The organism is Pseudomonas sp. AC083 (genome assembly GCF_979253165.1).
Genome location: NZ_CEEDDH010000001.1, coordinates 275,892 through 300,170, shown reverse-complemented (window position 1 = coordinate 300,170; position 24,279 = coordinate 275,892). Strand labels below are relative to the sequence as shown.

22 protein-coding genes are annotated in these 24,279 nt (G+C 59.0%); 12 read left to right on the top strand and 10 right to left on the bottom strand.

From position 1 onward, the window contains the following. Window positions 1–6: 6 nt before the first annotated feature. Together AC0IXA_RS01235 and AC0IXA_RS01230 are read left to right on the top strand one after the other, a co-directional pair. The gene (locus AC0IXA_RS01235) at window positions 7–1,323 is read left to right on the top strand and encodes a hypothetical protein (RefSeq protein WP_471811245.1); all 1,317 of its coding nucleotides are present in this window, start codon (window positions 7–9) and stop codon (window positions 1,321–1,323) included. Between the two features lie 232 nt (window positions 1,324–1,555). Beyond that, on the top strand, window positions 1,556–3,763 hold the full coding sequence (locus AC0IXA_RS01230) for a hypothetical protein (RefSeq protein ID WP_471811243.1): 2,208 nt from the start codon (window positions 1,556–1,558) through the stop codon (window positions 3,761–3,763). A 99-nt stretch (window positions 3,764–3,862) separates the two neighbouring features. Here AC0IXA_RS01230 and AC0IXA_RS01225 read toward each other — a convergent pair whose 3' ends face one another. Further along, window positions 3,863–5,188 carry a sigma-54 dependent transcriptional regulator gene (locus AC0IXA_RS01225; RefSeq protein ID WP_016774678.1) on the bottom strand — a complete coding sequence of 442 codons (1,326 nt, stop codon included), beginning with the start codon at window positions 5,186–5,188 and terminating at the stop codon, window positions 3,863–3,865. Between the two features lie 523 nt (window positions 5,189–5,711). On the opposite strand from AC0IXA_RS01225, the gene AC0IXA_RS01220 reads away from it, so the two are divergent. From AC0IXA_RS01220 to nhaB, 3 genes are all read left to right on the top strand, one after another. Next, a complete protein-coding gene (locus tag AC0IXA_RS01220; RefSeq protein ID WP_016774677.1) occupies window positions 5,712–5,978 on the top strand; it encodes a hypothetical protein in 267 nt (88 codons plus the stop codon). 264 nt (window positions 5,979–6,242) lie between these two features. Next, entirely contained in the window at window positions 6,243–7,532 is a 1,290-nt protein-coding gene (locus AC0IXA_RS01215) for a hypothetical protein (RefSeq protein ID WP_471811240.1), read from the top strand. 88 nt (window positions 7,533–7,620) lie between these two features. After that, on the top strand, window positions 7,621–9,123 hold the full coding sequence (gene nhaB, locus AC0IXA_RS01210) for a sodium/proton antiporter NhaB (protein ID WP_341637577.1): 1,503 nt from the start codon (window positions 7,621–7,623) through the stop codon (window positions 9,121–9,123). 160 nt (window positions 9,124–9,283) lie between these two features. Here the strand turns inward: nhaB and AC0IXA_RS01205 are convergent, their stop codons facing one another. From AC0IXA_RS01205 to gnd, 3 genes are read right to left on the bottom strand one after another with little or no spacing between them, the layout of a single operon-like run. Then, entirely contained in the window at window positions 9,284–10,105 is an 822-nt protein-coding gene (locus AC0IXA_RS01205; protein ID WP_471811238.1) for an HAD family hydrolase, read from the bottom strand. Then, on the bottom strand, window positions 10,102–11,622 hold the full coding sequence (zwf, locus tag AC0IXA_RS01200) for a glucose-6-phosphate dehydrogenase (protein WP_341637579.1): 1,521 nt from the start codon (window positions 11,620–11,622) through the stop codon (window positions 10,102–10,104). The genes AC0IXA_RS01205 and zwf overlap by 4 nt, the downstream gene beginning before the upstream one ends. Further along, complete coding sequence (gene gnd / locus AC0IXA_RS01195) at window positions 11,619–12,599, bottom strand: phosphogluconate dehydrogenase (NAD(+)-dependent, decarboxylating) (protein ID WP_042609899.1); 981 nt, start codon at window positions 12,597–12,599, stop codon at window positions 11,619–11,621. The genes zwf and gnd overlap by 4 nt, the downstream gene beginning before the upstream one ends. A gap of 275 nt (window positions 12,600–12,874) precedes the next feature. Between gnd and AC0IXA_RS01190 the strand changes: the two genes are divergently transcribed. From AC0IXA_RS01190 to AC0IXA_RS01180, 3 genes are all read left to right on the top strand, one after another. Continuing rightward, window positions 12,875–13,057, top strand: a complete 183-nt coding sequence (locus AC0IXA_RS01190; protein WP_341637580.1) for a DUF6026 family protein — start codon at window positions 12,875–12,877, stop codon at window positions 13,055–13,057. 210 nt (window positions 13,058–13,267) lie between these two features. Continuing rightward, window positions 13,268–15,010, top strand: a complete 1,743-nt coding sequence (locus AC0IXA_RS01185) for a phosphoethanolamine transferase CptA (RefSeq protein WP_341637581.1) — start codon at window positions 13,268–13,270, stop codon at window positions 15,008–15,010. A gap of 193 nt (window positions 15,011–15,203) precedes the next feature. After that, a complete protein-coding gene (locus AC0IXA_RS01180; RefSeq protein ID WP_122507310.1) occupies window positions 15,204–15,413 on the top strand; it encodes a hypothetical protein in 210 nt (69 codons plus the stop codon). Between the two features lie 115 nt (window positions 15,414–15,528). On the opposite strand, the gene AC0IXA_RS01175 is transcribed toward AC0IXA_RS01180, so the two are convergent. From AC0IXA_RS01175 to zapE, 3 genes are all read right to left on the bottom strand, one after another. Continuing rightward, window positions 15,529–16,026, bottom strand: a complete 498-nt coding sequence (locus tag AC0IXA_RS01175; RefSeq protein WP_341637582.1) for a GNAT family N-acetyltransferase — start codon at window positions 16,024–16,026, stop codon at window positions 15,529–15,531. A 197-nt stretch (window positions 16,027–16,223) separates the two neighbouring features. Continuing rightward, window positions 16,224–16,805 carry a DinB family protein gene (locus AC0IXA_RS01170; RefSeq protein WP_341637583.1) on the bottom strand — a complete coding sequence of 194 codons (582 nt, stop codon included), beginning with the start codon at window positions 16,803–16,805 and terminating at the stop codon, window positions 16,224–16,226. 17 nt (window positions 16,806–16,822) lie between these two features. Next, entirely contained in the window at window positions 16,823–17,941 is a 1,119-nt protein-coding gene (gene zapE / locus AC0IXA_RS01165) for a cell division protein ZapE (RefSeq protein WP_471811235.1), read from the bottom strand. Between the two features lie 262 nt (window positions 17,942–18,203). On the opposite strand from zapE, the gene AC0IXA_RS01160 reads away from it, so the two are divergent. Continuing rightward, window positions 18,204–19,670: a nucleobase:cation symporter-2 family protein gene (locus AC0IXA_RS01160; protein WP_341637585.1), complete on the top strand. Its 1,467-nt coding sequence runs from the start codon at window positions 18,204–18,206 to the stop codon at window positions 19,668–19,670. Between the two features lie 66 nt (window positions 19,671–19,736). Continuing rightward, entirely contained in the window at window positions 19,737–20,210 is a 474-nt protein-coding gene (locus tag AC0IXA_RS01155; RefSeq protein WP_073474543.1) for an LEA/WHy family protein, read from the top strand. Window positions 20,211–20,357: 147 nt separating this feature from the next. Here AC0IXA_RS01155 and AC0IXA_RS01150 read toward each other — a convergent pair whose 3' ends face one another. After that, on the bottom strand, window positions 20,358–21,281 hold the full coding sequence (locus AC0IXA_RS01150; protein ID WP_471811233.1) for a carbon-nitrogen hydrolase family protein: 924 nt from the start codon (window positions 21,279–21,281) through the stop codon (window positions 20,358–20,360). An 84-nt stretch (window positions 21,282–21,365) separates the two neighbouring features. Between AC0IXA_RS01150 and AC0IXA_RS01145 the strand changes: the two genes are divergently transcribed. Continuing rightward, complete coding sequence (locus AC0IXA_RS01145) at window positions 21,366–22,280, top strand: LysR family transcriptional regulator (protein ID WP_471811231.1); 915 nt, start codon at window positions 21,366–21,368, stop codon at window positions 22,278–22,280. 6 nt (window positions 22,281–22,286) lie between these two features. Here AC0IXA_RS01145 and AC0IXA_RS01140 read toward each other — a convergent pair whose 3' ends face one another. Further along, window positions 22,287–22,541 (bottom strand): hypothetical protein, encoded by a 255-nt coding sequence (locus tag AC0IXA_RS01140; RefSeq protein ID WP_003224595.1) that lies wholly within the window; start codon window positions 22,539–22,541, stop codon window positions 22,287–22,289. 154 nt (window positions 22,542–22,695) lie between these two features. Here AC0IXA_RS01140 and AC0IXA_RS01135 point away from each other — a divergent pair, with 154 nt between their 5' ends. Next, window positions 22,696–23,013: an ElaB/YgaM/YqjD family protein gene (locus tag AC0IXA_RS01135; protein ID WP_024012897.1), complete on the top strand. Its 318-nt coding sequence runs from the start codon at window positions 22,696–22,698 to the stop codon at window positions 23,011–23,013. Window positions 23,014–23,214: 201 nt separating this feature from the next. On the opposite strand, the gene AC0IXA_RS01130 is transcribed toward AC0IXA_RS01135, so the two are convergent. Continuing rightward, entirely contained in the window at window positions 23,215–24,243 is a 1,029-nt protein-coding gene (locus AC0IXA_RS01130) for an Ldh family oxidoreductase (RefSeq protein ID WP_471811229.1), read from the bottom strand. Window positions 24,244–24,279: the final 36 nt, after the last annotated feature.

Here is a 24,279-nt window from a genome sequence, read left to right as displayed (position 1 = left end):
TTATTCATGTATCGATCAGTATCACTGCGTGCTGCAGTGTGTTTGAGTACCCTTCTCCCGGCGGCAATGCTGCAAGCAGCACCCGACGCCGATGTAGAAGCCCTGAAACGGGAACTTCTGGAACTGAGACAACGATACGAACAACAACAACAAGCGCTGGCGGTACTTGAACAACGGGTCCGCCAGGTAGAAGAAACACCCGCCGCCCCACCGCCAAAACGGCTGGCCAAATCGCCGTCCGACATGAAAGGCAATCGCGTCGCCGCCGGAGCCGCCACAGGCACCGGTGCGGCCGCTGCATCGGGAGGCGCCGCCGGGGGCAGTGGCGCTTCTTACGGTCAATCGCTGGCTGATGATTCGCAACCGGCGCAAAGTGTTTCCAACCTGTACGACGAGGCCAGCGGCTTTTTCGGTGGCGGCAAGTTCAGTTTCGAAACCGGTGTCACCTATTCACGCTATGACACCCGCCAGTTGATCCTGAACGGGTTCCTTGCGCTGGATTCGATCTTCCTGGGCAACATCAACCTCGACCGGATCAAGGCTGACACCTGGACCCTGGACCTCACCGGCCGCTACAACTTCGACAACCGCTGGCAGTTCGACCTGAACGTGCCGGTGGTGTATCGCGAGTCGACGTATCAGTCCGGCGGCGGCAACCAGGGCGCGGCTGGCGTAACAACAGAAGAAACCGTGACCAAGGATCCAACCATCGGCGACGTCAACTTCGGTATCGCCTACAAGTTCCTCGACGAGTCGGTCAACACCCCGGACGCCGTCGTCACCTTGCGCGTCAAGGCGCCGACCGGCAAAGACCCGTTCGGCATCAAACTGCGCCAGACCGACGCCAACTCCAACCTGTTCGTCCCCGACACCCTGCCCACCGGCAACGGCGTCTGGTCGATCACGCCGGGCATCTCGCTGGTCAAGACGTTTGACCCGGCGGTGCTGTTCGGCAGCCTCTCCTACACCCACAACCTCGAGGAGTCGTTTGACGACATCAGCTCCACGGTCAACCAGAAAACCCCAGGCAAAGTGCGCATCGGCGACAGCTTCCAGATCGGCGCCGGTATCGCCTTCGCGCTTAACGAGAAGATGAGTATGTCGTTCTCGGTCTCCGACCTGGTGCAACGCAAGAGCAAGCTGAAACAGGACGGCGGCGATTGGGAATCGGTGGTGTCCAGTGATGCCAACGCCGGTTACTTCAACGTCGGCATGACGATTGCTGCAACCGACAATCTGACGATCGTGCCGAACCTGTCGATCGGCATGACCGATGATGCGCCGGACTTTTCGTTCAGCCTGAAATTCCCGTATTACTTCTAAGCAAAAGCAAAAGATCGCAGCCTTCGGCGGCTCCTACAGTCTGGATTGAGTGAATCCATGTACGAGCCGCCGAAGGCTGCGATCTTTTGATCTTCAGGCTCTTTGCTCGCGACCCTTCATCGGAAACAGGTCTGCACCTGTCAGATCTGACAGGTGCGCTTTTTGCCTAAATAACTTCTGATAGCTCGAGCGTCTGGTCGCCCGCGGCCAGCCCATATTCAGGAGCATCGCCATGGATATTCTTACCACCGCCAATTTGTATCCGCCCCGTATTCCCTCGGCCACCAACCTCGAAACGCCGGAGCATTATCACGGCGGCATCGCCATTGATTCCATTGAAAAGGGAGTATTGAAAATCGTCGTGGACGCCTGGCTGAACATGGCCCTTGACGATAAATGTGAGCTGTATTGGGATGACGATGATAACCCGGTGGATTTTACTGTAATCGATGATCTCAGCACTCAAAAAGTGGAGTTTTACGTCCCCGTCGGATTCATCACCAATGGCTCCGCCAAAGTGTTTTATCGAGTCACTCGTTTTCCTCAGGAACCGGTCAAATCCACTGAGCTACTGATGTGGGTGAAGCTCACCCGGCCCGCAGATGTTGACGACGACGGCGAACCGGGGCACTCCGGCCTCAGCTACACCTTGGTCCCGGATCCGTCGAACGGAGTCGATAGCGAGATGGCCAAGGGAGGGATCCGAATGTACATCGATCACTACCGATACATCGCCACCTACGACCAAATCATTGGCAAGTGGGGAGACCAGGTCGTGTTTTTCTATCCGGTGACGCAGCAGCAGATTGATGATCCGCACAACAATCGGATCTTCGTCACCTTCACCGAGGACGTCATCAGGAAACAGGGTAGCGGCCGCGATATACCGGTGTCCTTCCGCGTGGTTGACCGTGTAGGCAATCTAACTGACCCAAAAGATCCTTGGGCGCGGCTCACTGAAGTCCACGTCGACCTGAGCATCAGCCGCCTGCCAGCACCAACAATCTGGGTCAACAACCAAAACGTCACCACCATCGACCTGAAGGTGCTGGGCACGAGCGATGCTGCTGCCCGGGTGTACTTCACAGCCCCGGACTACCAGCCCGGTGACAAGGTTGTCTTGACCTGGGCTGGCACGACATCAGCGGGAGCGCCCGTCATCGTCGGTCCTTTGGAAAAAACCATCGACAGCGTGCCCGGCCACCACGACTTCCCGATCCCGAACGGCAAGATCGCAGCAATCGCCAACGGTTCGGCCAAGATCGACTATCAGCTGCTAAGCGCCAACGTGCCCGCGCGCCCGTCCAATAACGTTGTCGTCACGGTCACTGGCGAAGTCAGTCAGTTGAAACCGCCAACGGTTGTCGAGGCGCCGGATTACAAACTTGACCCGAACCGGCATCAGAATGGATTTACCGTGGTGTTTGACACCGCCGCGTTTGGCGCAAATCACGAGGTGAACCTGGAAATCGCCGGCAGACCCGGCGCCGGCTCAGTACCTCCCCAGCAAAAACCGGTGGCGGGACAGTCGAAAGTGCAATTCGACATTGATTTCTCCGTCACGGGGGCAAATCTGCAGCGCAGTGTGGAGTTGATATACAGCCTGATCGTTAATGGACAGCCGACGCCTGTGCAGAGTGTGACGTTGATGATTGGTGAGTTGCTGCAGTCGAGCATGCCAATGCCGAAGCTTGAGGGGTTTGATGACGAAGTGCTGGATGTTGGGTTGATCAAGGATGATACGAAGGTGCTGTGCGGAGCTTGGCCGTTTCAGTGCGCCGGGTGTCCGATTTGGTTGGAGTATGTGGAGACGTTTGCGGGTGGTGGGGAGCGGGTGAAGCGGCAGTTTGTGGGGGCAGTGCATGATCAGGGGGTGGGGTTAAGTTATCTGGCTGAGGTGGAGTGGTTGCGGGGGTGTAAGGCGGATTCGACGTTGGCTGTTGTTTTGAAGGTTGGGTTGTATGAGGGGGCGGTTGAGAGTGAGGCGGTTGGGTGTCGGGTGAGGAGTTATGGGGTTAAGGCTGGGTTGGATGATTTGACTACGTTTGAGAACTATGACTGGAATCATTGGGCAGTCCAAGATGCAGAGGTCTCCCATCCAAAAATTTCCTTTATTGAAAACGAGTATTTTCTTGAATCAGTACCTGGCCCACAGGTGCGCAGTGCCATTCAGATCGTCAAAAGTTTCCAAAAAATTGAAGAGGGCGACCAATATGAGTTGAGTTTTGATTATAAAAACACAGAACTGTGCGTTGTAATATTCAAGCAGAATAACGAAAGAACGCAGCTCAACCTACCCGGCTCTATGCTTTGGCAGTCTCAAAATTTTCGTTTTAATGCCGCAAAATACGAGACGCCAAAAACATTAATGTTATACCTTTATGTGGGGGGAGCTGTGGTGCAAACACGTATCAAAAATATAAGGTTGCGGAAATTATAAAATCCAATCCTATTATGGAGCAAGATCAAACGCACTATATTGGATGTTTTGTGTGACTCCCTAATAAAAACAACTGCATTTATATTCAAAATCTTGCACTCACCTAATCTGATGCTTATGCAACAACCGATAAAAAGTAGGCCGCGAAACCCCTAAGACTTTCGCGGCCACACTCAAATTATCACTGTGCCGATTCAACACATCGCACAACGCCTGCCGTTCCGCTCGGGTCTTGTAATCCTCCAGCGTGCCCATCGGCGTGGCAATCGAATGCTGGCTGATCAACCCCAAATCCCGTGCCTCAATCTGGCGCCCCTCCGCCAACACCAACCCGCGTCTGACCCGGTTGGCCAGCTCGCGCACATTGCCCGGCCAGTCGTGCTTGCCCATCGCGATCAGCGCATCCTCGCTAAAACTACGAGGCCGGCGCCCGGTTTCGTGGCTGTAGAAGTGCGAAAAATGGTTGGCCAGCATCGACAGATCGCCATGGCGTTCGCGTAGCGGTGCGGTGACCACTTGCAGAACGTTGAGCCGGTAATACAGGTCTTCACGAAAGCGCTTCTTCTCGATGGCTGCTTCCAGGTCAACGTGGGTTGCCGCGAGCACTCGCACATCTACGGGGATCGGCTGACTGCCCCCTACCCGCTCAATATGCTTTTCCTGAAGAAAGCGCAGCAGATTGGCCTGCAATTCCAGCGGCAGGTCGCCGATTTCATCGAGGAACAATGTGCCGCCATTGGCCGCTTCGATGCGTCCGACCTTACGCTGATGAGCGCCAGTGAACGCGCCTTTCTCGTGACCAAACAGTTCGGATTGAATCAAATGCTCTGGAATTGCCCCGCAGTTGATCGCCACGAATGGTTTGTTGTGGCGCTGGGATTGTCGGTGCAGGGTGCGCGCGACGAGCTCCTTGCCGGTGCCGCTTTCGCCGCGAATCAGCACGGGCGATTCGGTCGGCGCCAGTTTGCTCAGCAGTTTGCGCAGTTCGCGGATCGGTTTGCTGTCGCCGAGCAGTTCGTGCTCCGGCTGATCGACGTGAATCGTGCCTTGCCCGCGCAGGCGCGCCATGCCGAAGGCGCGGCCGAGGGTGACCTGGACGCGGGAGACGTCGAACGGCAAGGTGTGGAAGTCGAAGAACCATTCACAAACGAAATCACCGACGTTCTGTAAGCGCAGGACTTCCTGATTGAGCACGGCAATCCATTCGGTGCCGCTGCGGCTGATCAGTTCTTTGACCGCTTCTGGACGTTCCAGGTGGTAAGGCTGCAAGCGCAGCAGGCCGACGTCACAGGCACGGGATGCGGCGTTCTCCAGATTACAGCTGTCGACATCCCAACCGACGGCGCGCAATCCCGGCAACAGGCGATGGCAGTCGTCGCAGGGATCGACCACCAGTAAACGTCTCGACGCAGGCGCTTCGCTCATGACTGTTCCTTGGCGCCAAATTTGATAAATGATCGTAAAAACAGTCATTTGGCAGACCCGGTTGTAACACTAGCAAGATTTTGACAGGGGCTTGTACCGATTGCTTATAGGGCGGTTATTAAAAGAGTTATAAGAACGTTGGTTGTTAGTTAGCTATCGACTATTTGCGCTGAGTCAAAGAGCGGCCCCTCACCCTAGCCCTCTCCCGAGGGAGAGGGGACTGACCGCGGTGTTTACGCGAGGTCAGCCGATCTGAAAGACCGAGCCGAACTCGAGTTTGAAAAGCCCTCAACTCGGCTCCCTCTCCTCGGGGAGAGGGCTGGGGTGAGGGGTGAATTCAGCGCGGTGTTCGGACGGGTGCAGGATTAACGAAACGAACTTACGTTATGTAAAGAACCTGAAATTTCTTTGTTTCACTTGTGACCCGCCCCCCGGTTGCGTGCATCAGTACAAGTAACCAGCCGCACGGTAAGCCCAACCGACGGCACATCATTTGATTGGGCGCCAATAGAGAGACGACCCCATGACTGCCCCGCTGCGTATCAACGAAGCACTTTTGATTGCCAACCACGCCTTCAAGCCTTTTCAATGCGTGGCCTGGGCGCCACAAGACGGCAATGGCGAACTGAGCCTGACCGTCGTCGACCGCACCAACTCACACATCGGTCGCAAACAGATCCCGAGCAGCGCCTACTCTGACCCGGCGCAACTCGAACAACTGCTGCAACAGGCCCGCGCCGAGCTGAGCGAAGACGGCCACAAGTTGCAATCGTGGTCGATGCCACACTGATAATCGAACAAGGGCGGATGACGTTAAAGTCATCCGCCCTTGTTGTATGCGTAGTCGAATAAGCCACGTACTTGCAGCGCAGATTCATCCAAACTACTTGGCTCGCTTGCGAGTGGTTCAACAAGACACTGTTCTGGCACAGTGCGACCGTCCTTCTGTTAACTCTCCCCGTTGTACTTATCGCGTTTCAGGGATTGAATGTTTCGCTCGTGCAGTCAGCCTCCCAACCACTGGGTATCGGCTCACGCACAAGGAGACGCGTGCATGTCCACCCTGAGCACTTATGCGCTGCCTGTTGCATGGAACAAACCCGGTCTGCTCGACTCGACATTCGCCATTGGCGGTGTTGCGCAGGTGTACTTTGCCGGCAGTTTGTCCAGCCAGACGCAACATGTCGCGCTCGATGCGCAGGGTCGGATTCTGGTCGCCGCCAAGGTCGGTACATCCAAGGGAAGTCGTTTTGGCTTGGCACGGCTGCTGGGTGATGGTTCGGCGGATTTGTCGTTCGGCATTCACGGCAGCGTGATCGGCAGTTTCGTCGAGGATTTCGAAGCCAAGGCCGGCAAGGTTCAGGTGCTAGCTGACGGCAGGATTCTGCTGGCCGGGCTGCATTATGAAGATACCCAACGCACCCTGCCCGCCCTCGCCCTGTTCGATGCCAACGGCCAGCCAGACCGCACCTTCGGTGATGACGGTTTCCAGATTGTGCGCCTGCCCGGCGACCTGTCCATGGGTACCCGCGACAACTGGCTGCCGCCGGGTGTGCCTGGTGTGGAAGCCTGTGACTTCGCGGTGCAGGAGGACGGTCGCATTCTGCTGATCGCCAACCATCATTTCAGCCTCGCCGACCACGCCGGGATGCTGATTCGCCTGCATCCTGATGGCCGGCTCGACGAATCCTTCAATGGACGCGGATTCGTCGTGGTCCGCCACCTGCTGCTCAATACCTGGCTGAGTACGCTGCTGTTGAAGAAGGATGGGCGCGTCGTGGTCGCAGGCTCCATCGACTTTCCTCAGCAAGGCCTGCTGGCGGTTTATCGGCCCGATGGCAGCCTGGACGAGCGCTTCGCCGTCGATGGCTTCATGGCCTTCAAGGCTCACGGCAACAGCGCTCAGGTCAGCCGGATCATTGAGTCCGATGACAGACTTTATTGCTTGGGCAGCAGCCGCGATCCAATCCGCTGTTTGACGTTTGTCCTGCACGCCAACGGTCGACCGGACCTGCACTGTCATCATGGCCAGCCACAGGTGTTGGACATCGGCCCCAGCGGATGCCAATGGAACGCCGCCCAGCTAATGAGCGACGGCCGCATCGTCGCCGTGGGCGCGACCATCGGCGGGGTTGACGCGGACTTCATGGTCGCCCGCTATCAGGCTGATGGCAGCCTCGATCCAGCGTTCGGCCAGGGCCACGGTTGGTTGCGCACGCGACTGGGGCGAAGTCTCGATACAGCCAATTCTCTGGCCGTACAAACTGACGGGGCTATCGTGGTGGGGGGCTATTCACTGGATGGCAACTACCGGGCAATGGTTGCGCGTTATCTGAATCCATAGCGCATTCAACAGGATCGGGGTTATCGGCGACTTGATCTTCCTTGAAACATCCGGCAACTTTCGCGCTTCTAAATAAAAGGAGCAGCCGATGTCCGGTTCAATCGCCCAGGCGTTCGCGCACAACTTCCTCGGGCAATCGCCACGCTGGTACAAGGCGACCATCGTCGGTTTTCTCATTCTCAACGCCGTGGTGCTATTCACCATCGGCCCGGTCGCCGCAGGCTGGTTGCTGGTGATCGAATTCATCTTCACCCTAGCCATGGCGCTCAAGTGTTATCCGTTGATGCCCGGCGGCCTGCTGTTGATTGAAGCGTTGCTGTTGAAGATGACCACGCCGCAAGCGCTGTACGATGAGTTGCTGCACAACTTTCCGGTGATCCTGCTGCTGATGTTCATGGTTGCCGGCATCTACTTCATGAAAGATCTGCTGCTGTTTCTATTCTCGCGGCTGCTGTTGGGCGTGCGCTCGAAAGCGATTCTGGCGCTGATGTTCTGCTTCTTGTCGGCGTTCCTCTCTGCGTTCCTTGATGCGCTGACCGTGACGGCGGTGATCATCAGTGCGGCTGTCGGCTTTTACTCGGTGTATCACCGGGTCGCGTCTGGCAATGATCCACGTAAGGACAGCGAATTCGCTGACGATGAGCATTTACCGTCGCGACACCATGAGGACTTGAATCAATTCCGCGCTTTCCTGCGCAGCCTGTTGATGCACGGCGCGGTCGGCACGGCGCTCGGTGGCGTCTGCACCTTGGTCGGTGAGCCGCAGAACCTGTTGATCGGCCATGAGATGGGCTGGCATTTCGGCGAGTTCTTCCAGAAGGTAGCCCCGGTGTCGCTGCCGGTACTGGTCGCGGGTCTGGTTACTTGCGTGCTGTTGGAGAAGCTGCGCTGGTTCGGATACGGCACGCTGCTGCCGGACAACGTCCGCGCTGTGTTGGCCAACTACGCTGCCGAGGACAACGCCAAACGCACGCCTCGTCAGACGGCGGCGCTGCTGGTGCAAGGCGCGGCGGCACTGATTCTGATTGGTTGCCTGGCGTTTCACCTGGCTGAGGTCGGCCTGATCGGATTGATGGTGATCATATTGATCACCGCGTTTACCGGCATCACCGACGAGCATCGCCTGGGCAGCGCGTTCAAGGACGCCATGCCGTTTACCGCGCTGCTGGTGGTGTTTTTTGCCGTAGTGGCAGTCATTCACGATCAGCATCTGTTCGTTCCACTCATCGAGTGGGTCTTGGCGCTGCCGATGGATCAACAGCCGGGCATGTTGTTCATCGCCAATGGTCTGCTCTCGGCGATCAGCGACAACGTATTTGTCGCGACCATTTACATCACTGAGGTGAAACAGGCTTTTCTGGCCGGGCACATGACTCGCGAGCACTTCGAAACGCTGGCGATTGCGATCAACACCGGCACCAATCTGCCGAGTGTGGCGACACCGAATGGTCAGGCAGCGTTTCTGTTCCTGCTGACCTCAGCGATCGCGCCGCTGGTACGTTTGTCGTACGGGCGCATGGTGTGGATGGCGGTGCCGTATACCGTGGTGATGGGTTTGTTGGGCTGGTATGCGGTGAGCTATTGGCTCTAAGCAACACTGAATAAACCTGTGGGTTACCGGGGTTTGCACGCGCCGCGAAAACCTGTGGGAGCGAGCCTGCTCGCGAAGAGGTCGTGTCAGGCAACGAATCTGTTGAATGACACACCGCCTTCGCGAGCAGGCTCGCTCCCACATTGGTTTTGGTGTTGGGTCAGTGCGTGAGGATATATTTCTTGATCGCCAGGACCACACCGTCTTCGGTGTTTGACGCTGTAACGACATCGGCCTGACGCTTCACCGCCTCTTCCGCCTGCCCCATGGCAATCGACAAACCTGCGCATTTGAACATCGCCGGGTCGTTGCCGCCGTCGCCGATGACAGCGGTTTGCTCAAGCGGCACACCGAGGTATTCGGCAATCGTTGTCAACGCGGTGCCTTTGTTGGCCTCAAGCGCAGTAACGTCGAGATACACCGGCTGCGAGCGCGACACTTGCGCCATGCCGTTGACCTTGGGCAACAGCTGCGCCTCCAGCTCAATCAACAAATCTGTGTTGTTGCTGGTGGCGACGATCTTGTCGATGCGCTCCAGATACGGTTCAAAACTCTCGACCACCACTGGCGGGTAACCGAGGCCACTTTGCTCACGCGGGACCATCGGCCCGTGCGGGTCCTTGAGCAGCCAGTCGCCGCCACTGAACACCCAGATTTCCACCTCCGGTTGATCGGCAAACTGCGCCAGAGCAATCAGCGCGGTCGTGGCCGGCAGATAATGCGCGGCCAACAGTGTGCCGTCCGGTTTGACGATGGTGCCGCCATTGAACGCCGCTGTCGGCAGATCAACGCCCAGCGCCTCGACCTGCTGCAACATGGCTTTCGGCGGGCGGCCGCTGGCGAGGCTGAACAGCACGCCGGCATCGCGCAGCGAGCGCACGGCTTCGATGGTGCGTTGGTTCAGCGTGTGATCCGGCAGCAACAGCGTGCCGTCCATGTCGCTGAGCAGAAAACGTATCGGTTGTTTCGGCAAATCAGTCATCCCAGGCTGTGCCAGACGCGACCATCGCGAGTCAGCAGATCTTCGGCAGCTTGCGGGCCATCTTCGCCGGCCGCATACGTTTCGACGCTGGCATCCTGCTGCCAGGCATCAAGGAAAGGCTGCACGGCTCGCCAGCCGTTCTCGATGTTGTCGGCACGCTGGAACAGTGTCTGATCGCCGGTCAGGCAGTCGTAGATCAAGGTTTCGTAGCCAGTCGACGGCTGCATCTCGAAAAAATCCTTGTAGGCAAAGCCCAGTTCGATGTTGGCCATGTTCAGCGCCGGCCCCGGGCGCTTGGCCAGGAGGTCGAACCACATGCCTTCATTTGGCTGGATCTGAATACGCAGATAAGTCGGCTGCAACTCGTCGACTTCGGTGTCGCGGAACTGCGCGTACGGCGCCGGTTTGAAGCAGATGACGATCTCGGTGTCGCGCACGCTCATGCGCTTGCCGGTGCGCAGATAGAACGGCACGCCGACCCAGCGCCAGTTATCGATCATCACCTTGAGCGCCACGTAGGTTTCCGTGGTGCTGTCGGGCGACACGTTGGCTTCTTCGCGATAACCCTTCAACGGCTGGCCGCGCTCGCCAGCGCTGTACTGGCCGCGCACCGAGTTGGCCCGGGCTTCTTCCGTCGACCAGGGACGAATCGCCCCCACCACTTTGGCTTTCTCGCCGCGCACCGCGTCAGCGCCGAAAGCAGCCGGCGGCTCCATCGCGACCATGGCCAGCAGCTGGAACAGGTGATTGGGCACCATGTCGCGCAGTGCGCCGGTGTGTTCGTAAAAACTGCCACGGGTTTCGACACCGACGGTTTCCGCCGCGGTGATTTGCACGTGGTCGATGTAATGGTTGTTCCAGAACGCTTCGAACAGGCTGTTGGAGAACCGGCTGACCAGGATGTTCTGCACGGTTTCCTTGCCCAGATAGTGGTCGATGCGATAGATCTGCTTCTCGCTCATGACCTTGAGCAGACAAGCGTTCAGGGCTTCGGCGGTGTGCAGGTCGGAGCCGAACGGCTTCTCGATCACCACCCTTCTGAACGCTTCCGGGGTTTCTTCAAGCAAACCGGCGCTGCCGAGACGGCGCACCACTTCACTGAAGAAGCGCGGCGCGGTGGCCAGATAGAACACCGCATTGCCAGTGCCGCTGTCGGCGATTTTCGCCGCCAGGGCTGAATAAGTGCTGTCGTCGAGGAAATCGCCCTGGACGTAGCTGATGCCTTTGGCGAGCTTGGCCCACAAGACCGGATCAAGCATCTGATCGCCCTTGCCGACCTTCGCCGCCACTTCGGTGCGGATGAAGTCTTCGAGCTTTTGCGCGAAGGCTTCATCGGTAATGGCGTTGTGATCAACGCCGACGATCCGCAGATTCTCGTCGAGCAGGCCGTCGCGACTGAGGTTGTACAGCGCCGGCATGAGCAAGCGCTTGACCAGGTCGCCGTGGGCACCGAACAAAAAAAGCGTGGTCGGTGGTGCGGGTTCTGCCTTGGATTTTCTGCGGATCGTACGGGTCATTTTTTCGCGGTCTCCACGTGGCCGCCGAAGCCGAAGCGTTGTGCCGACAGGATCTTGTCACCAAAGGTGCCCTGCCCGCGCGAGCGGTAACGGGAGAACAGCGAGTTGGACAGCACCGGTACTGGCACTGCTTGCTCCATGGCCGCTTCGATGGTCCATTGACCCTCGCCACTGTCGGCGACCGAGCCGGAGAAACCGTCAAGCTTCGGATCGCTGGCCAGCGCATCGGCAGTCAGGTCCAGCAGCCACGACGAAACCACGCTGCCACGACGCCAGACCTCAGCGATATCGGCCACGTTCAGATCAAATCGCTGATCTTCCGGCAGGCGTTCGCTGGATTTGGTCTTGAGAATGTCGAAGCCCTCGGCAAACGCGGCCATCATGCCGTACTCGATGCCGTTGTGAATCATCTTCACGAAGTGCCCGGCACCGGCGGGACCGGCGTGGATGTAGCCGTGCTCGGCACGGTGGTCATCGGACTTGCGATCCCTGGTGCGCGGAATGTCGCCCATGCCGGGCGCCAGTGCGGCAAACAGCGGGTCGAGACGCTGCACGGTTTCAGCGTCGCCACCGATCATCATGCAATAACCACGTTCCAGGCCCCAGACGCCGCCGGAGGTGCCAACGTCGATGTAGTGCAGGCCCTTCTCGTTCAGCGTCTTTGCGCGGCGAATGTCGTCCTTGTAGTTGGTGTTGCCGCCGTCGATGATCGTATCGCCGGGTTCAAGCAGTTCGCTCAGGGTGTTGATGGTGTCTTCGGTCGGTGCGCCGGCCGGCAGCATGACCCAGACAGCGCGCGGCTTGTCGAGGCCGGCAACCAGTGCAGGCAAGTCGGCGACGCCGGTGGAGCCCTCGGCGACCAGGTTATCGATGAAAGCGGTATTGCGGTCGTAAACAACGGTGGTGTGCCCGTTGAGCATCAGACGTCGCGCAATATTGCCGCCCATGCGGCCCAGTCCAATAATCCCGAGTTGCATGTGCTGATGCTCCTTACTACAAATAAATGTGTGTCATTGGTTATAGCCCAACGCGACTGATGGAGGTTAGTCCAGAGCGTTGCGATGAAGTTTCCGGGCATTGTGCCCGATCCAGAGTGATAACGCCCCGAATCCTGCCGAAGACACACCGACCATGAAAAATAAAAAAGTTCCCTTCCAGGGCAAAAGAAATCAAAATTGGCGCCGATAGTAAGTCAAGCGCCTCAAAACGAGGAGTGACTTACAGTTGATGCACGCCATTTGCGAGGTGAGCAATGGGCACAGTACACACAGCAATGCCGCCACAAACCCTCTACGTTACGGTCCGTCGCGATGAATTGCGCCAGTTGAAAGACGAGCGCGACCAGTTGAAGCACGAATTGGCGCAATTGCGCGCATTGACCCAAGGCTCGCAGCCGCAACCGCGTCCGGTTGTGCAGCGCGCACCCCACGCCTGATCCCCGCCTGCTTCGGGAACGGCCCCCGTCGTTCCCGACACGTTGCACCTCTGACCGCCCGATACTCATCAAACGCGGCGCTTAACAAATCTTTCACATGCCCTTGGGGATACTCCGCCCCATTCTGGCCGTACCTGCGCGTACGGCCTCTGTTCGTCGGTGTCATGGAAGCGTTCCGGCGTGGGATTGATGATTGAGCTGGAGCACTGAATGGCATTGTTCAAACGCAGCAAAACGACTGCGACGGGTTTTGACTGGGCTGGATTTATCTGGCTGTTCGTTTTCTTCTGGTACTTCTCGGGTATCACCCAACTGCTGATCCAGCTGACCGGCACATCCGGCTTCACCGGATTCCGCCAAGCCTTCGTCATGAGCGCGCTGTGGCTGGCGCCGATGCTGCTGTTCCCCAAACAGACCCGCCTGCTCGCCGCCATCATCGGCGTGGTGCTGTGGGCCTGCTCGATGGCCAGCCTCGGCTACTTCTTCATTTATCAGCAGGAATTCTCGCAGAGCGTCATCTTCATCATGTTCGAATCGAACGTGTCGGAAGCCGGCGAGTACATGACGCAGTATTTCGCCTGGTGGATGATCCCGGCGTTCCTCGCCCATACCGCGTTCGCTTACTTTTTATGGACGCGTCTGCGCCCGGTTTACATGCCACGTGGTCGCGCGCTGGTAGCGGCGACGGCAATTGTCGTCGCCGTGGTCGGCTATCCGCTGGTCAAGCAAACCATGCGCATGGGCACCTTCGCCCAAGGCTTCGAGAAATTCGAAACCCGTATCGAGCCCGCCGTCCCTTGGCAGATGGCTGTGGCCTATCACCGCTATCAGGAAACCCTCGCCGACATGCAAGGCATGCTCGACAGTGCCAGCAAGATCCCGCCGCTGAAAAACCTCAAGGACGCCTCGGCCGGGCAACCGGCGACTTTGGTGCTGGTGATTGGCGAGTCGACCAACCGCCAGCGCATGAGTCTGTACGGATACCCGCGCAACACCACGCCGGAACTGGACAAGCTCAAGGATCAACTGGCGATTTTCGACAACGTCATCACTCCGCGCCCCTACACTATCGAAGCGTTGCAGCAAGTGCTGACCTTCGCCGATGAGCAGAACCCGGATCTGTACCTGTCGACGCCGTCGCTGGTCAGCGTGATGAAACAAGCGGGTTACAAGACCTTCTGGATCACCAACCAGCAGACCATGACCAAGCGCAACACCATGCTCACGACCTTCTCCGAACAGGCTGACGAGCAGGTGTACCTGAACAACAACCGCAACCAGAACGCCGCGCAGTACGACGGTGACGTTATCGAGCCGTTCAACAAGGCTCTGACTGACCCGGCTGAACGCAAACTGATTGTCGTGCATCTGCTCGGCACGCATATGAGCTACCAGTACCGTTATCCGCCGACGTTCGACAAGTTCCAGGATCGCCAGGGTGTCCCTGCCGGAGTGCGCGATGACCAATTGCCGACTTACAACAGCTACGACAACGCGGTGCTGTACAACGATTTCGTGGTTTCAAGCCTGATCAAGGACTACGCCAAATCCGACCCGAACGGCTTTTTGCTGTACCTGTCCGACCACGGCGAAGACGTCTTTGACTCGGCCGGCCACAGCACCTTGGGCCGCAACGAGAACAAACCGACCGCGCCGATGTACACCATCCCGTTCATGGCCTGGGCCTCGCCGAAGTGGAAGCAAAACCACGACTGGAATTTCGCTGGCGACCTCAGCCGCCCGTACAGTAGCTCGCAGTTCATCCACACCTGGGCGGATCTGGTCGGATTGAGCTCGGATGAACTGGATCGCAGCAAGAGTCTGGTCAGCGACAGCTTTGTGCCGCGCAAACTGCTGATTGGTGATCCGTATCAGACGGCGAAACGGTCACTGATCGATTTCAGCTTGATGAAACCCAAACAGCCTGCCTCGGCAGAGGTGGCGAAGAAGTAAGACGACAAAGGGCCTGCGAGGGCCCTTTTTTGTGCCTGCTGATTGGTGTGCTGCTGCGGTAATCCGCTCTGAAATACCCAGCAATAGTTGCCCTGAACCAGCGTTAACCCATTGTTAATGGCGGCGACACAGACTCTTTTCTGCGGTCTGCTTCACGGACGAACCGACTCCCACTTGTTCAGTAGGAGGCACCATGAAAACCACCACTATCATCCTCACCACTCTGCTCGCCCTCGGCTCCACCAGCGCCTTCGCTGAAGGTGGTGCCGAACGTATGCGTTATTACTACGACAACTTCCCAGTCCAGCACGCGCAAAGCGAGCAAAAGGCCGACTCCAGTGCGAAAGAAATTCGCGTCCCTGCTGACCAGACGGCGCAGGTGACCGAGTCTTATCGCGACTGAGCTTTACCGAGCAACCGATGGACCTTCCGTGGCTCCGCTCTGGCCCGGGAGATGACAGTTAGGCGCCCTGCTTGGGGCGCCTTTTTTTATGTTGGTGATTTGCGGTGAGAAGCCTTCAGGCCTGAAAATCCTTTATCCAGAACAACATCCGCCCGTGATCTGGATTGAACATCCCCGGTGCAAAGCCGAATTTGCGATACGAACCCTGCGCCACCGCATTGCCTTCCAGCACTTCCAGGGTGATCTTGCAGCAACCGCGCTGACGGGCGATGTCTTCTACCTTCTGCAGCATTTTCTGACTGAGCCCCAGGCCGCGAAATTTGCCGACCACGGCGACATCGTGGACGTTGACCAGCGGTTTGCAAGCGAAGGTCGAGAAGCCTTCGAAACAGTTAACCAGCCCGGCCGGTTCGCCGCCGACGAAGGCCAGCACACTGAAAGCATGCGGGCGGCGGGCGAGTTCTTCGGGCAGGCGTTGCAGCAGTTCGGGCGCGATCGGGTGACCACCGCCCATGGGATCTTCGGCGTAGTGGTTGAGCACGATGCCGATGGCTTCGGCGTGCACCGGGTTGCTGTAACTGGCCTGAAGCACAAGTATTTCTGCGAAATCCATTTCCATCCCCGATAAACAAAAAGCCCCGGCACGCAAGGTGCTTGCTGGAAGGCCTGGGGACATTAGCTTGGGTGTGCCGGAGAGGGCAACTTGAAAAGCTGAAGATCAAAAGATCGCAGCCTCGTTGCACTCGTCAGCTCCTACGGTCCGATATGTGTAGGAGTTGACGAGTGCAACGAGGCTGCGATCTTTCGCGGTCAGTGGCCCCAGATGAGCTCTTCGGTCCAGCCAAGTTCGGCGAAGTCTTCAGCACGCAATGCGCTTTCGCCGACACAGAAAAATTCATCCAGTTGCGGTGGCTTCACCGTCGTGCCGCTGAGCATGGCGTGCACCTGGCCGCGATGATGGATCTGGTGTTCGAACAGGTGCGAGAGCATGCGCAGTCGACTTTCATGTTGCGGTGTGTCGCGGGCGATGGTGACGATTCTCGGCAGATCGGCATCGCGCAGTTGCTCGCAATAAGCAATCAGCCGGCGATCGACGCGGGCCTGTTCTGCACGCAGCGCCGCAGCATCGGTAAAAGGCTCGTCTGCATTGAAGAATACGTAGCAATCCGGGTGCGGCTCGTCCCCGCGCAATTCGCGCTCCAGCGCGTCGACGTAGAACCAGTCGCAAGTGAGGATGTGATTAAGCGTGAGGCGGATGCCGGGGAAAAAGCTCACCCGTGGCGCGGCCAACTCAGTGGCGTCGAGCCGGGTCCAGGCCTTGGCCAGGCGGTGGTTGGCCCAGGCGTTCTGGTAAGCCATGGTCAGCAAATGATGGGACAACGGTTGACTCATGTCGGCGCCCTCTTTTTTCAGGCTTCAGCGAAGCGCTGCAATTGCATCTCCTGCAAACGGCTGAGGGTGCGGCGGAACGGGAATTCCAGATAACCCTCGGTGTACAAGGCCTCCATCGGTACAGCCGCCTCGACGTACAGCGGCACCTTGCGGTCGTAGCATTCGTCGACCAGCGCGATAAAGCGGCGAACGCCGTCGTCGTGCACCGATAACTGCGGCAGTTCGCGGTCGCCGGCGACCACGCGCTCAGGACCGTCTTCGGTACCGCGTGCAATACGTCCTTCGCGTTTTTGTGCGCTGAGGTTCGGCACTTCGCTCAACAGAATAGCCCGGTAGCGATCACACAGGGCAATGAAGTCCATGGCGGAGAAAGGTTGCTCGCACAGATCGCTGTAGCGGCACCACAGCACGGATTCGCTGGCTTGCACCACGTTGAGCGTGCGGTGGCCCACGGCCACTGGCTCCTCGCTGACAGTCTCATCTGCAGCCAGCGATTTGAACACGGCCTCCAGTGCGCTCAGTAAATCATCCGCGCGAACAAAATAACGCTGCTCGATCGTGCCCGGATGCAAGCGATGATCCTCGGCGCCATTCACCGCGACCACGGTCATATGCGCCTTGATCGCCGCAATCGCCGGCGTGAAACGGTCGCGGTTGAAGCCGTCGGCGTATAGATCATCGGGCGGCAGATTGGAGGTGCAGACGATCACCACACCTTCATCGAACATCACCTGAAACAGCCGGCCGAGAATAATCGCGTCGCCGATGTCATTGACGAACAGCTCATCGAAGCACAGCACGCGCACTTCGTCGGCCAGCTCTTTCGCCAAGGCGCGCAACGGATCGGCGATGCCACTGAGTTGAAACGAACGCTGATGCACCCAGCCCATGAAGTGATGAAAGTGTTGACGCCGCGCCGGCACGCGCAGGCTCTGATAGAACTGATCCATCAGCCAGGTCTTGCCACGACCGACCGGCCCCCACAGGTACACGCCGCTGACCGAACGGGCGCCGGCGTGCAAGGCTTCATGGCATTTTTGCAAGGCCCAGACTGCGTGCTCCTGGGCTTCATCCTGGATGAAACCCTTGTGGTCGACCGCGTATTGCCAGGCACTGAGGGGGGAGTCGAAAGTCATGCGCGGTAGTATGCCACGGGCGATTGGCCATTGTTGATTAACGCGCGTGGACGATCACTGTGGGAGCGAGCCTGCTCGCGAAGGCGGCTCGTCAGTGACCGAGATGCAGACTGAGCCGCCGCTTTCTCGAGCAGTCTCGCTCCCACAGAGCCCAAAAACCTGACCTTTCAGGCAGTTATTGCTCGTTGCCCTCGCCGCCCGCTTGCGGCATTCTGCGCACCCATTTTCTGACCCGGCCCCGCCTTGCGGCGCGCACCTCACCATGACCGCCTCTGAAAAAACCCCGCGCAACAATGACCTGATCTACGGCCTCAACGACCGTCCGCACCTCACCGCCACGGTGTTCGCCGCGTTGCAGCACGTGCTGGCGAGTTTCGTCGGCATCATCACCCCGACCCTGATCATGGGCGGCGCCCTCGGTCTGCACAGTGAAATCCCCTACCTGATCAGCATGGCGCTGTTCGTCTCCGGCCTCGGCACCTTTGTCCAGGCCAAGCGCTTCGGTCCGGTGGGTTCCGGTCTGCTTTGTCTGCAAGGCACCAGTTTCTCCTTTATCAGTGTGATTCTCAGCGCCGGGTTCATGGTCAAGGCGCGCGGCGGCGGCACTGATGAAATCCTCTCGACGATCTTCGGCGTGTGCTTCTTCGCCGCGTTCATCGAAGTGGTGCTCAGCCAGTTCATCGGCAAACTGCGCATGCTGATCACGCCGGTGGTGACCGGCACGATCATCACGCTGATGGGCCTGTCGCTGATCAAAGTGGCGATGACCGACATCGCCGGCGGCTTCGGTGCGCCAGATCTTGGCGCGGCCAGCCATGTGTTTCTCGCGGCGCTGGTGATCGGCACCATCGTTGTGCTGAACCGTGTCGACGTGCCGTTTCTGCGCCTGGGCGCGATCGTCATCGGCCTGACCCTCGGCTACGTGGTGGCCTGGCTGATGGGCACGGTGGATTTCGCTTCGATGCCCGAGGTGCCGCTGGTCAGCGTGCCGGTGCCGTTCAAGTACGGTTTCAACTTCGATTGGGTGGCGTTCGTGCCGGTGGCGGTGATTTTCCTCGTGTCGCCACTGGAAGCTGCCGGTGACCTGACCGCCAACTCAATGATCTCGCGACAACCGGTGAAAGGCCCGCTGTACATCCGCCGAATCAAATCCGGCCTGCTCGCCGATGGTCTCAACTCGGCCATGGCGGCAGTGTTCAACAGCATGCCGATGGTGACCTTTGCGCAGAACAACGGCGTGATCCAGTTGACCGGGGTGGCCAGCCGTTACGTGGCGTTTTTTATCGCCGGGCTGCTGGTGTTGCTCGGTTTGTTCCCGATGATCGGCGCGGTGCTGCAATTGATGCCGAAACCGGTGCTGGGCGGCGCCGAGCTGGTGATGTTCGGCACCGTCGCCGTGGCCGGAATCAAGATCCTCGCCGAGGCCGGCCTGCATCGACGCAACATGCTGATCGTGGCGATCTCGCTGGGCATGGGCCTGGGCATCGCAGCGGTGCCGGAAGTCCTGCGCGAACTGCCGCAAGCGCTGCGCAACATCTTCGAATCGCCAATCACTGTCGGTGCGTTGTGCGCTATCGTGCTGAACATCTTCCTGCCGGAAGAATTCATCGAGCTGGAAGAAGATGATTTCGACCCGGAAGCTTCGATTCTGCAGGTCATGGAAAACCCCGACGTCGCCGCCAAAGGTGAACCCGGCCAAGCGGCGGCTGTCGCACAGTTGAACCGCTGACGTCACGCCTCGAAAAAAAGGGCTGCACCGGCGACGGTTCAGCCCTTTTTTTCTCGAGAGATTTTTATGCGCCGCGTCCACGCCGTCATCCTGTCGCTTCTGCTGTTGTCGCTCAGCGCCTGCGCACTGTTTCCCAACCGCGATCCGGTGAACATCAACGTGGTCGGCCTCGAACCGTTGCCCAGTCAGGAGCTGGAAGTACGCTTCGCGATCAAGCTGCGCGTGCAGAACCCCAATGAAACGGCGATCGATTACAACGGCATCGCCCTGGATCTGGAGGTCAATGGTCATTCGCTGGCTTCGGGTGTGAGCGATCAGAGCGGCTCGATCCCGCGTTTCTCTGAAGCCATTGTCACGGTACCGGTCAGCGTCTCGGCGTTCTCGTTCCTGCGCCAGACCTTGGGCCTGAGCCAGACGCAAAGCCTCGATAACCTGCCCTACGTGCTGCGCGGCAAACTCGCCGGTGGACTGTTTGGCACGATGCGCTTTACCGACAGCGGCAAGTTGAGCCTGCCCAAGGCGAGCGCGGCGACCTGGTAGTCAGCGGTCTCAATCGGCAGAACAACACACAACCCCTGTGGGAGCGAGCCTGCTCGCGAAGGCGGTGCTTCAGGCAACTGCGATATTCATGGTGCCTACGTCTTCGCGAGCAGGCTCGCTCCCACAGGTTCTCTACAAGTTTCAAGGTCAGGAGTTGAACCGCACCCCCGGCTTCGCGCGCTCATCAACGGTCAACTCGAACACATCCGGCCGCGCATAGTGGCCGACCACATCGTAGTCATACCGCGCGCGGATCAGTTCATCGGTGTCGATCTGCGCCGTAAGCAAGCCCGCTCCCCCACGCAACGGTCCAGCCAGCACATCGCCCATCGGTCCGACGATCACGCTGCCACCGGCAATCAACGGCCGATCACTTGGCCAATTGGCAATCTCCACACCCAAATCATCCGGCGAGGCCTGCACCTGACAAGCACTGACCACGAAGCAGCGGCCTTCATGGGCGATGTGGCGCATGCTGACCTGCCACATCTCACGCTCGTCCACGGTCGGCGCGCACCAGACCTCTACGCCCTTGGCATACATCGCCGTGCGCAGCAGCGGCATCATGTTTTCCCAGCAGACCACCGCGCCAAGCTTGCCGACCTGGGTGTCGAACACTGGCAGCGTCGAGCCGTCACCCTTGCCCCAGATCAGTCGCTCGGTGCCGGTGGGCATGAGCTTACGGTGTTTGCCAATCAGCCCGGCCTGCGGATCGAAATACAGCACCGTGCAATACAACGTGCTGCCGGCGCGCTCGATCACGCCGATCACCAGATTGGCCCCGGTGCGCGCTGACAATCCGGCCAGGGCGTCGGTTTCGGCGCCGGGCACATCAATGGCGTTGGCAAAATACCGCGCAAAGGCCTCACGCCCCTCGGGCAGTCGATAACCCAACTGGGTGCCGAAACCTTCGCCTTTCGGATAACCACCGAGCAAGGCTTCCGGCATCACCACCAGCGCAGCACCGGATTCGCTGATTGCGTCTTCCCAGCTCAGGATCTGTTCAAGGGTTTCGTCTTTGCCACCGGGCAAGGCGCCGATCTGCAACGCCGCCACTATGGATTTAGCCATCGTATTTACTCCATCAGGTTCAGGTGTTGCCGATTCTCCGGCGTCACGCGATCATGAATAAAGCCCTGCCCACTGCTGAATGATATGAGCCAAATGAATATCGCCGACATCGACCTCAATCTGCTGAAAGTCTTCGAAGCGCTGCACGACGAATCCAGCGCCAGCCGCGCCGCCCTGCGTCTTGGCGTAACGCAATCGGCAGTCAGCGCGGCATTGCGCCGCTTGCGCGAAGTGTATGGCGATCAGTTGTTCGTGCGCACCGGGCGTGGTCTGGCGCCGACGCTGCAAGCCAATCAGCTGAAACCGGTGATCAGCGATGCCCTGAACAAATGCCGGCAAAGTCTGGCCATGCTTGATCCTGCGGCCAATCAATACGACGGTCGCTCGGTAGCGATCGGTCTGTCAGATGATTTTGAAATTGCCTACGGCCGCCGCCTGATAGAGGAAATCGCCCGTCGTGCGCCGAAGCTGCGGCTGATCTTTCGCCAGACCCATAGCCAGATCGTCGCTCGCGCGTTGATGGAGCGCAGCATTGACCTGGCGATCACTGCCGGAGGATTTGCCGAGCGCCTGCTCAGTCGTCAGGTTTTGGGCGAAGGCGGCTATGCGTGTCTGGTAGACGCAGCCAGTCTCGCCCCGGGCCAACAGCAGATCGCGTTGCAGGAGTTCGTTGAACGCGAGCACATTCTGGTGTCGTCGGGCGGTTTTATCGGCATTACCGACGAAGGATTGGCGGCAGTGGGTTTGAGCCGCCGAGTCTGCGCGTCGACCACGCATTTTGCTGCACTGCCGTTTTTGCTCAAGGGCAGTCAGGCGGTGGCGACGATCCCGGCCCACGCCGCCGCAAGTATCGCGGCGCTGAGCGGGCTGGCGTTGCTGCCCTGCCCTCTGGCTCTGCCGCGCTACCCGGTGGAGCTGGGCTGGCGTACCAGCACACAGATCGATCCGGTGCTGGTCAAGGTTCGTGAGGCGATTGCCGCCACGTTCAGCCAGGGGTGAAACGGATTATTTGTTCGCCGCCATCAGGCGATTGACTTCACTGCGCACCATGTTGGCGAACTCCGGCGGCGACATGCCGTCCAGCTCGGCGCGGACCCACTCGGCCCATTTGCCCTTGCGCTTGGAGCGCTCCCCAAACAGGCGCGCGGCTTCGCCTTTGGCTTTGCCCAGATTGTTCTGCCAGAGTTCGAACAGACGGGATTTCTCGTCTTCCAGCGCTGCGCGCTCTGCGAGGGATTTGTCGGCCAGATTGAAACTCATGGGGATATATCCTGCTGCGTAAAATGGCGACATCTTACACGCTCGACACAAATCTCCGGTGCAGGTTTTTCCCTTGTCCACGAATGACATGCAACTTTTCGCCTGCCGCTACACTCCATTGGTCACTGTCCATTCACCTGCAAGGAGTCACCCAATGGCCCGTAAAACCGCCTCGCAAGCTGCCGAAGAGCAAATCAAGGATCAAGCTTTCAGCGAGCTTCAGGCTCTGATCGAAGAATCGGACAAACTGCTCAAGAGCAGCGCTTCACTGGTAGGCGAAGAAGCAGAAACGCTGCGCGCACAAATCGCCCAGAAGCTGCAGCTGGCACTGGATTCGGTGTCCAGCGTGCGCGACCGTACCAAACCCGCCGTTGAAGCCACCGAGAACTACATCGGTGGCCACCCTTGGCAAACCGTGGCAGTCTCCGCCGGTTTCGGCCTGGTGGTGGGCCTGCTGCTCGGTCGTCGCTGAGTCAGGCGCACAGAAAAAGGCGAACCTCAGGGTTCGCTTTTTTTATGCCCACCGCTTTGCTTTTCCATTACTGAATTCACCTGGGTATCCCAAGTCGGCGTACCTCGCCCAAACCACGCGGTCAGTCCCCTCTCCCCCCGGGAGAGGGCTAGGGTGAGGGGCTTTTGACCTTGTCACTGCAATGTCAGAACAACAAAAGACTCACTCCCCCGCCAACTCCCGCAACTGCCCCAGCGCCTGTTCATCCAGCGTGATGCCCTGCGCTAATGAGCGGGCACGCTGCAAATGCCGCCGATCCCCCGGCAAACGCTTGAGCCCGACTCCGTGCATCTGCCGCACCAGTTCCTCGCTGCGCTGGGCGAAGTTCTGCCCCGCCGCTTTGCTCGGATCGATGACGATCAACAGCTGACCGGTCCATGGCGTCTTCGCGCCAGGATGGTTGGACCAGTCGAACTCGAATGAGAAATTGCCGCCGGTCAATGCCGCCGCCAGCAACTCGACCATCATCGACAGCGCCGAGCCTTTGTGCCCGCCGAACGGCAACAATGCGCCGCCTTCCAGAATCGCCTTGGGGTCCTGGGTCGGTTGGCCGAGGCTGTCCACCCCCATGCCGACCGGGAGTTTTTCACCTTTGCGCGCGGCGATCTGCACATCGCCATGGGCGATGGCGCTGGTGGCAAGGTCGAACACAATCGGCGCGGCGTTGGCTCTTGGTGCGGCGAAGGCAATCGGATTGGTGCCGAACAATGGCCGATCAGCGCCATGGGGCACCACGCAGGTCATGCTGTTGACCACGCTCAGCGCGACCAGACCCTCGTCGGCGAAGGGCTCGACATCCGGCCACAAAGCGGCGAAATGATGCGAGTTGCGTATCGCCAGCACCGCGATCCCGGCATGACGCGCCTTCTCGATCAGCAAAGGTCGGGCCGCTGCCAACGCTGGCTGGGCAAAACCGTTGCCGGCGTCAACCCGGACAAACCCCGGCGCGACGTCTTCAACCTGGGGCACCGCATGGCCATTGACCCAACCACTTTTCAGCGTCGAGACATAACCGGGGATGCGAAACACGCCATGACTGTGAGCGCCGTCGCGTTCGGCGTTGGCGCAGTTGGCGGCCAGCACCCGGGCGACTTCGCTGGACGTGCCGTGGCGCAGAAAAATCGTTTCAAGCAGTTGCGTCAGTGCCTCGAGGGACACTGTGGACGAAGCATGATCGTGTGGCGCAGACATCTGAAGCTCCAGAATGATTATTGGAGGGAACAACAG

Excerpts from the sequence above, each read along its gene's own strand:
- AC0IXA_RS01235 (WP_471811245.1), top strand. The coding sequence starts at position 7 with ATGTATCGATCAGTATCACTGCGTGCTGCAGTGTGTTTGAGTACCCTT.
- AC0IXA_RS01230 (WP_471811243.1), top strand. The coding sequence starts at position 1,556 with ATGGATATTCTTACCACCGCCAATTTGTATCCGCCCCGTATTCCCTCG.
- AC0IXA_RS01225 (WP_016774678.1), bottom strand. The coding sequence starts at position 5,188 with ATGAGCGAAGCGCCTGCGTCGAGACGTTTACTGGTGGTCGATCCCTGC.
- AC0IXA_RS01220 (WP_016774677.1), top strand. The coding sequence starts at position 5,712 with ATGACTGCCCCGCTGCGTATCAACGAAGCACTTTTGATTGCCAACCAC.
- AC0IXA_RS01215 (WP_471811240.1), top strand. The coding sequence starts at position 6,243 with ATGTCCACCCTGAGCACTTATGCGCTGCCTGTTGCATGGAACAAACCC.
- nhaB (WP_341637577.1), top strand. The coding sequence starts at position 7,621 with ATGTCCGGTTCAATCGCCCAGGCGTTCGCGCACAACTTCCTCGGGCAA.
- AC0IXA_RS01205 (WP_471811238.1), bottom strand. The coding sequence starts at position 10,105 with ATGACTGATTTGCCGAAACAACCGATACGTTTTCTGCTCAGCGACATG.
- zwf (WP_341637579.1), bottom strand. The coding sequence starts at position 11,622 with ATGACCCGTACGATCCGCAGAAAATCCAAGGCAGAACCCGCACCACCG.
- gnd (WP_042609899.1), bottom strand. The coding sequence starts at position 12,599 with ATGCAACTCGGGATTATTGGACTGGGCCGCATGGGCGGCAATATTGCG.
- AC0IXA_RS01190 (WP_341637580.1), top strand. The coding sequence starts at position 12,875 with ATGGGCACAGTACACACAGCAATGCCGCCACAAACCCTCTACGTTACG.
- AC0IXA_RS01185 (WP_341637581.1), top strand. The coding sequence starts at position 13,268 with ATGGCATTGTTCAAACGCAGCAAAACGACTGCGACGGGTTTTGACTGG.
- AC0IXA_RS01180 (WP_122507310.1), top strand. The coding sequence starts at position 15,204 with ATGAAAACCACCACTATCATCCTCACCACTCTGCTCGCCCTCGGCTCC.
- AC0IXA_RS01175 (WP_341637582.1), bottom strand. The coding sequence starts at position 16,026 with ATGGATTTCGCAGAAATACTTGTGCTTCAGGCCAGTTACAGCAACCCG.
- AC0IXA_RS01170 (WP_341637583.1), bottom strand. The coding sequence starts at position 16,805 with ATGAGTCAACCGTTGTCCCATCATTTGCTGACCATGGCTTACCAGAAC.
- zapE (WP_471811235.1), bottom strand. The coding sequence starts at position 17,941 with ATGACTTTCGACTCCCCCCTCAGTGCCTGGCAATACGCGGTCGACCAC.
- AC0IXA_RS01160 (WP_341637585.1), top strand. The coding sequence starts at position 18,204 with ATGACCGCCTCTGAAAAAACCCCGCGCAACAATGACCTGATCTACGGC.
- AC0IXA_RS01155 (WP_073474543.1), top strand. The coding sequence starts at position 19,737 with ATGCGCCGCGTCCACGCCGTCATCCTGTCGCTTCTGCTGTTGTCGCTC.
- AC0IXA_RS01150 (WP_471811233.1), bottom strand. The coding sequence starts at position 21,281 with ATGGCTAAATCCATAGTGGCGGCGTTGCAGATCGGCGCCTTGCCCGGT.
- AC0IXA_RS01145 (WP_471811231.1), top strand. The coding sequence starts at position 21,366 with ATGAGCCAAATGAATATCGCCGACATCGACCTCAATCTGCTGAAAGTC.
- AC0IXA_RS01140 (WP_003224595.1), bottom strand. The coding sequence starts at position 22,541 with ATGAGTTTCAATCTGGCCGACAAATCCCTCGCAGAGCGCGCAGCGCTG.
- AC0IXA_RS01135 (WP_024012897.1), top strand. The coding sequence starts at position 22,696 with ATGGCCCGTAAAACCGCCTCGCAAGCTGCCGAAGAGCAAATCAAGGAT.
- AC0IXA_RS01130 (WP_471811229.1), bottom strand. The coding sequence starts at position 24,243 with ATGTCTGCGCCACACGATCATGCTTCGTCCACAGTGTCCCTCGAGGCA.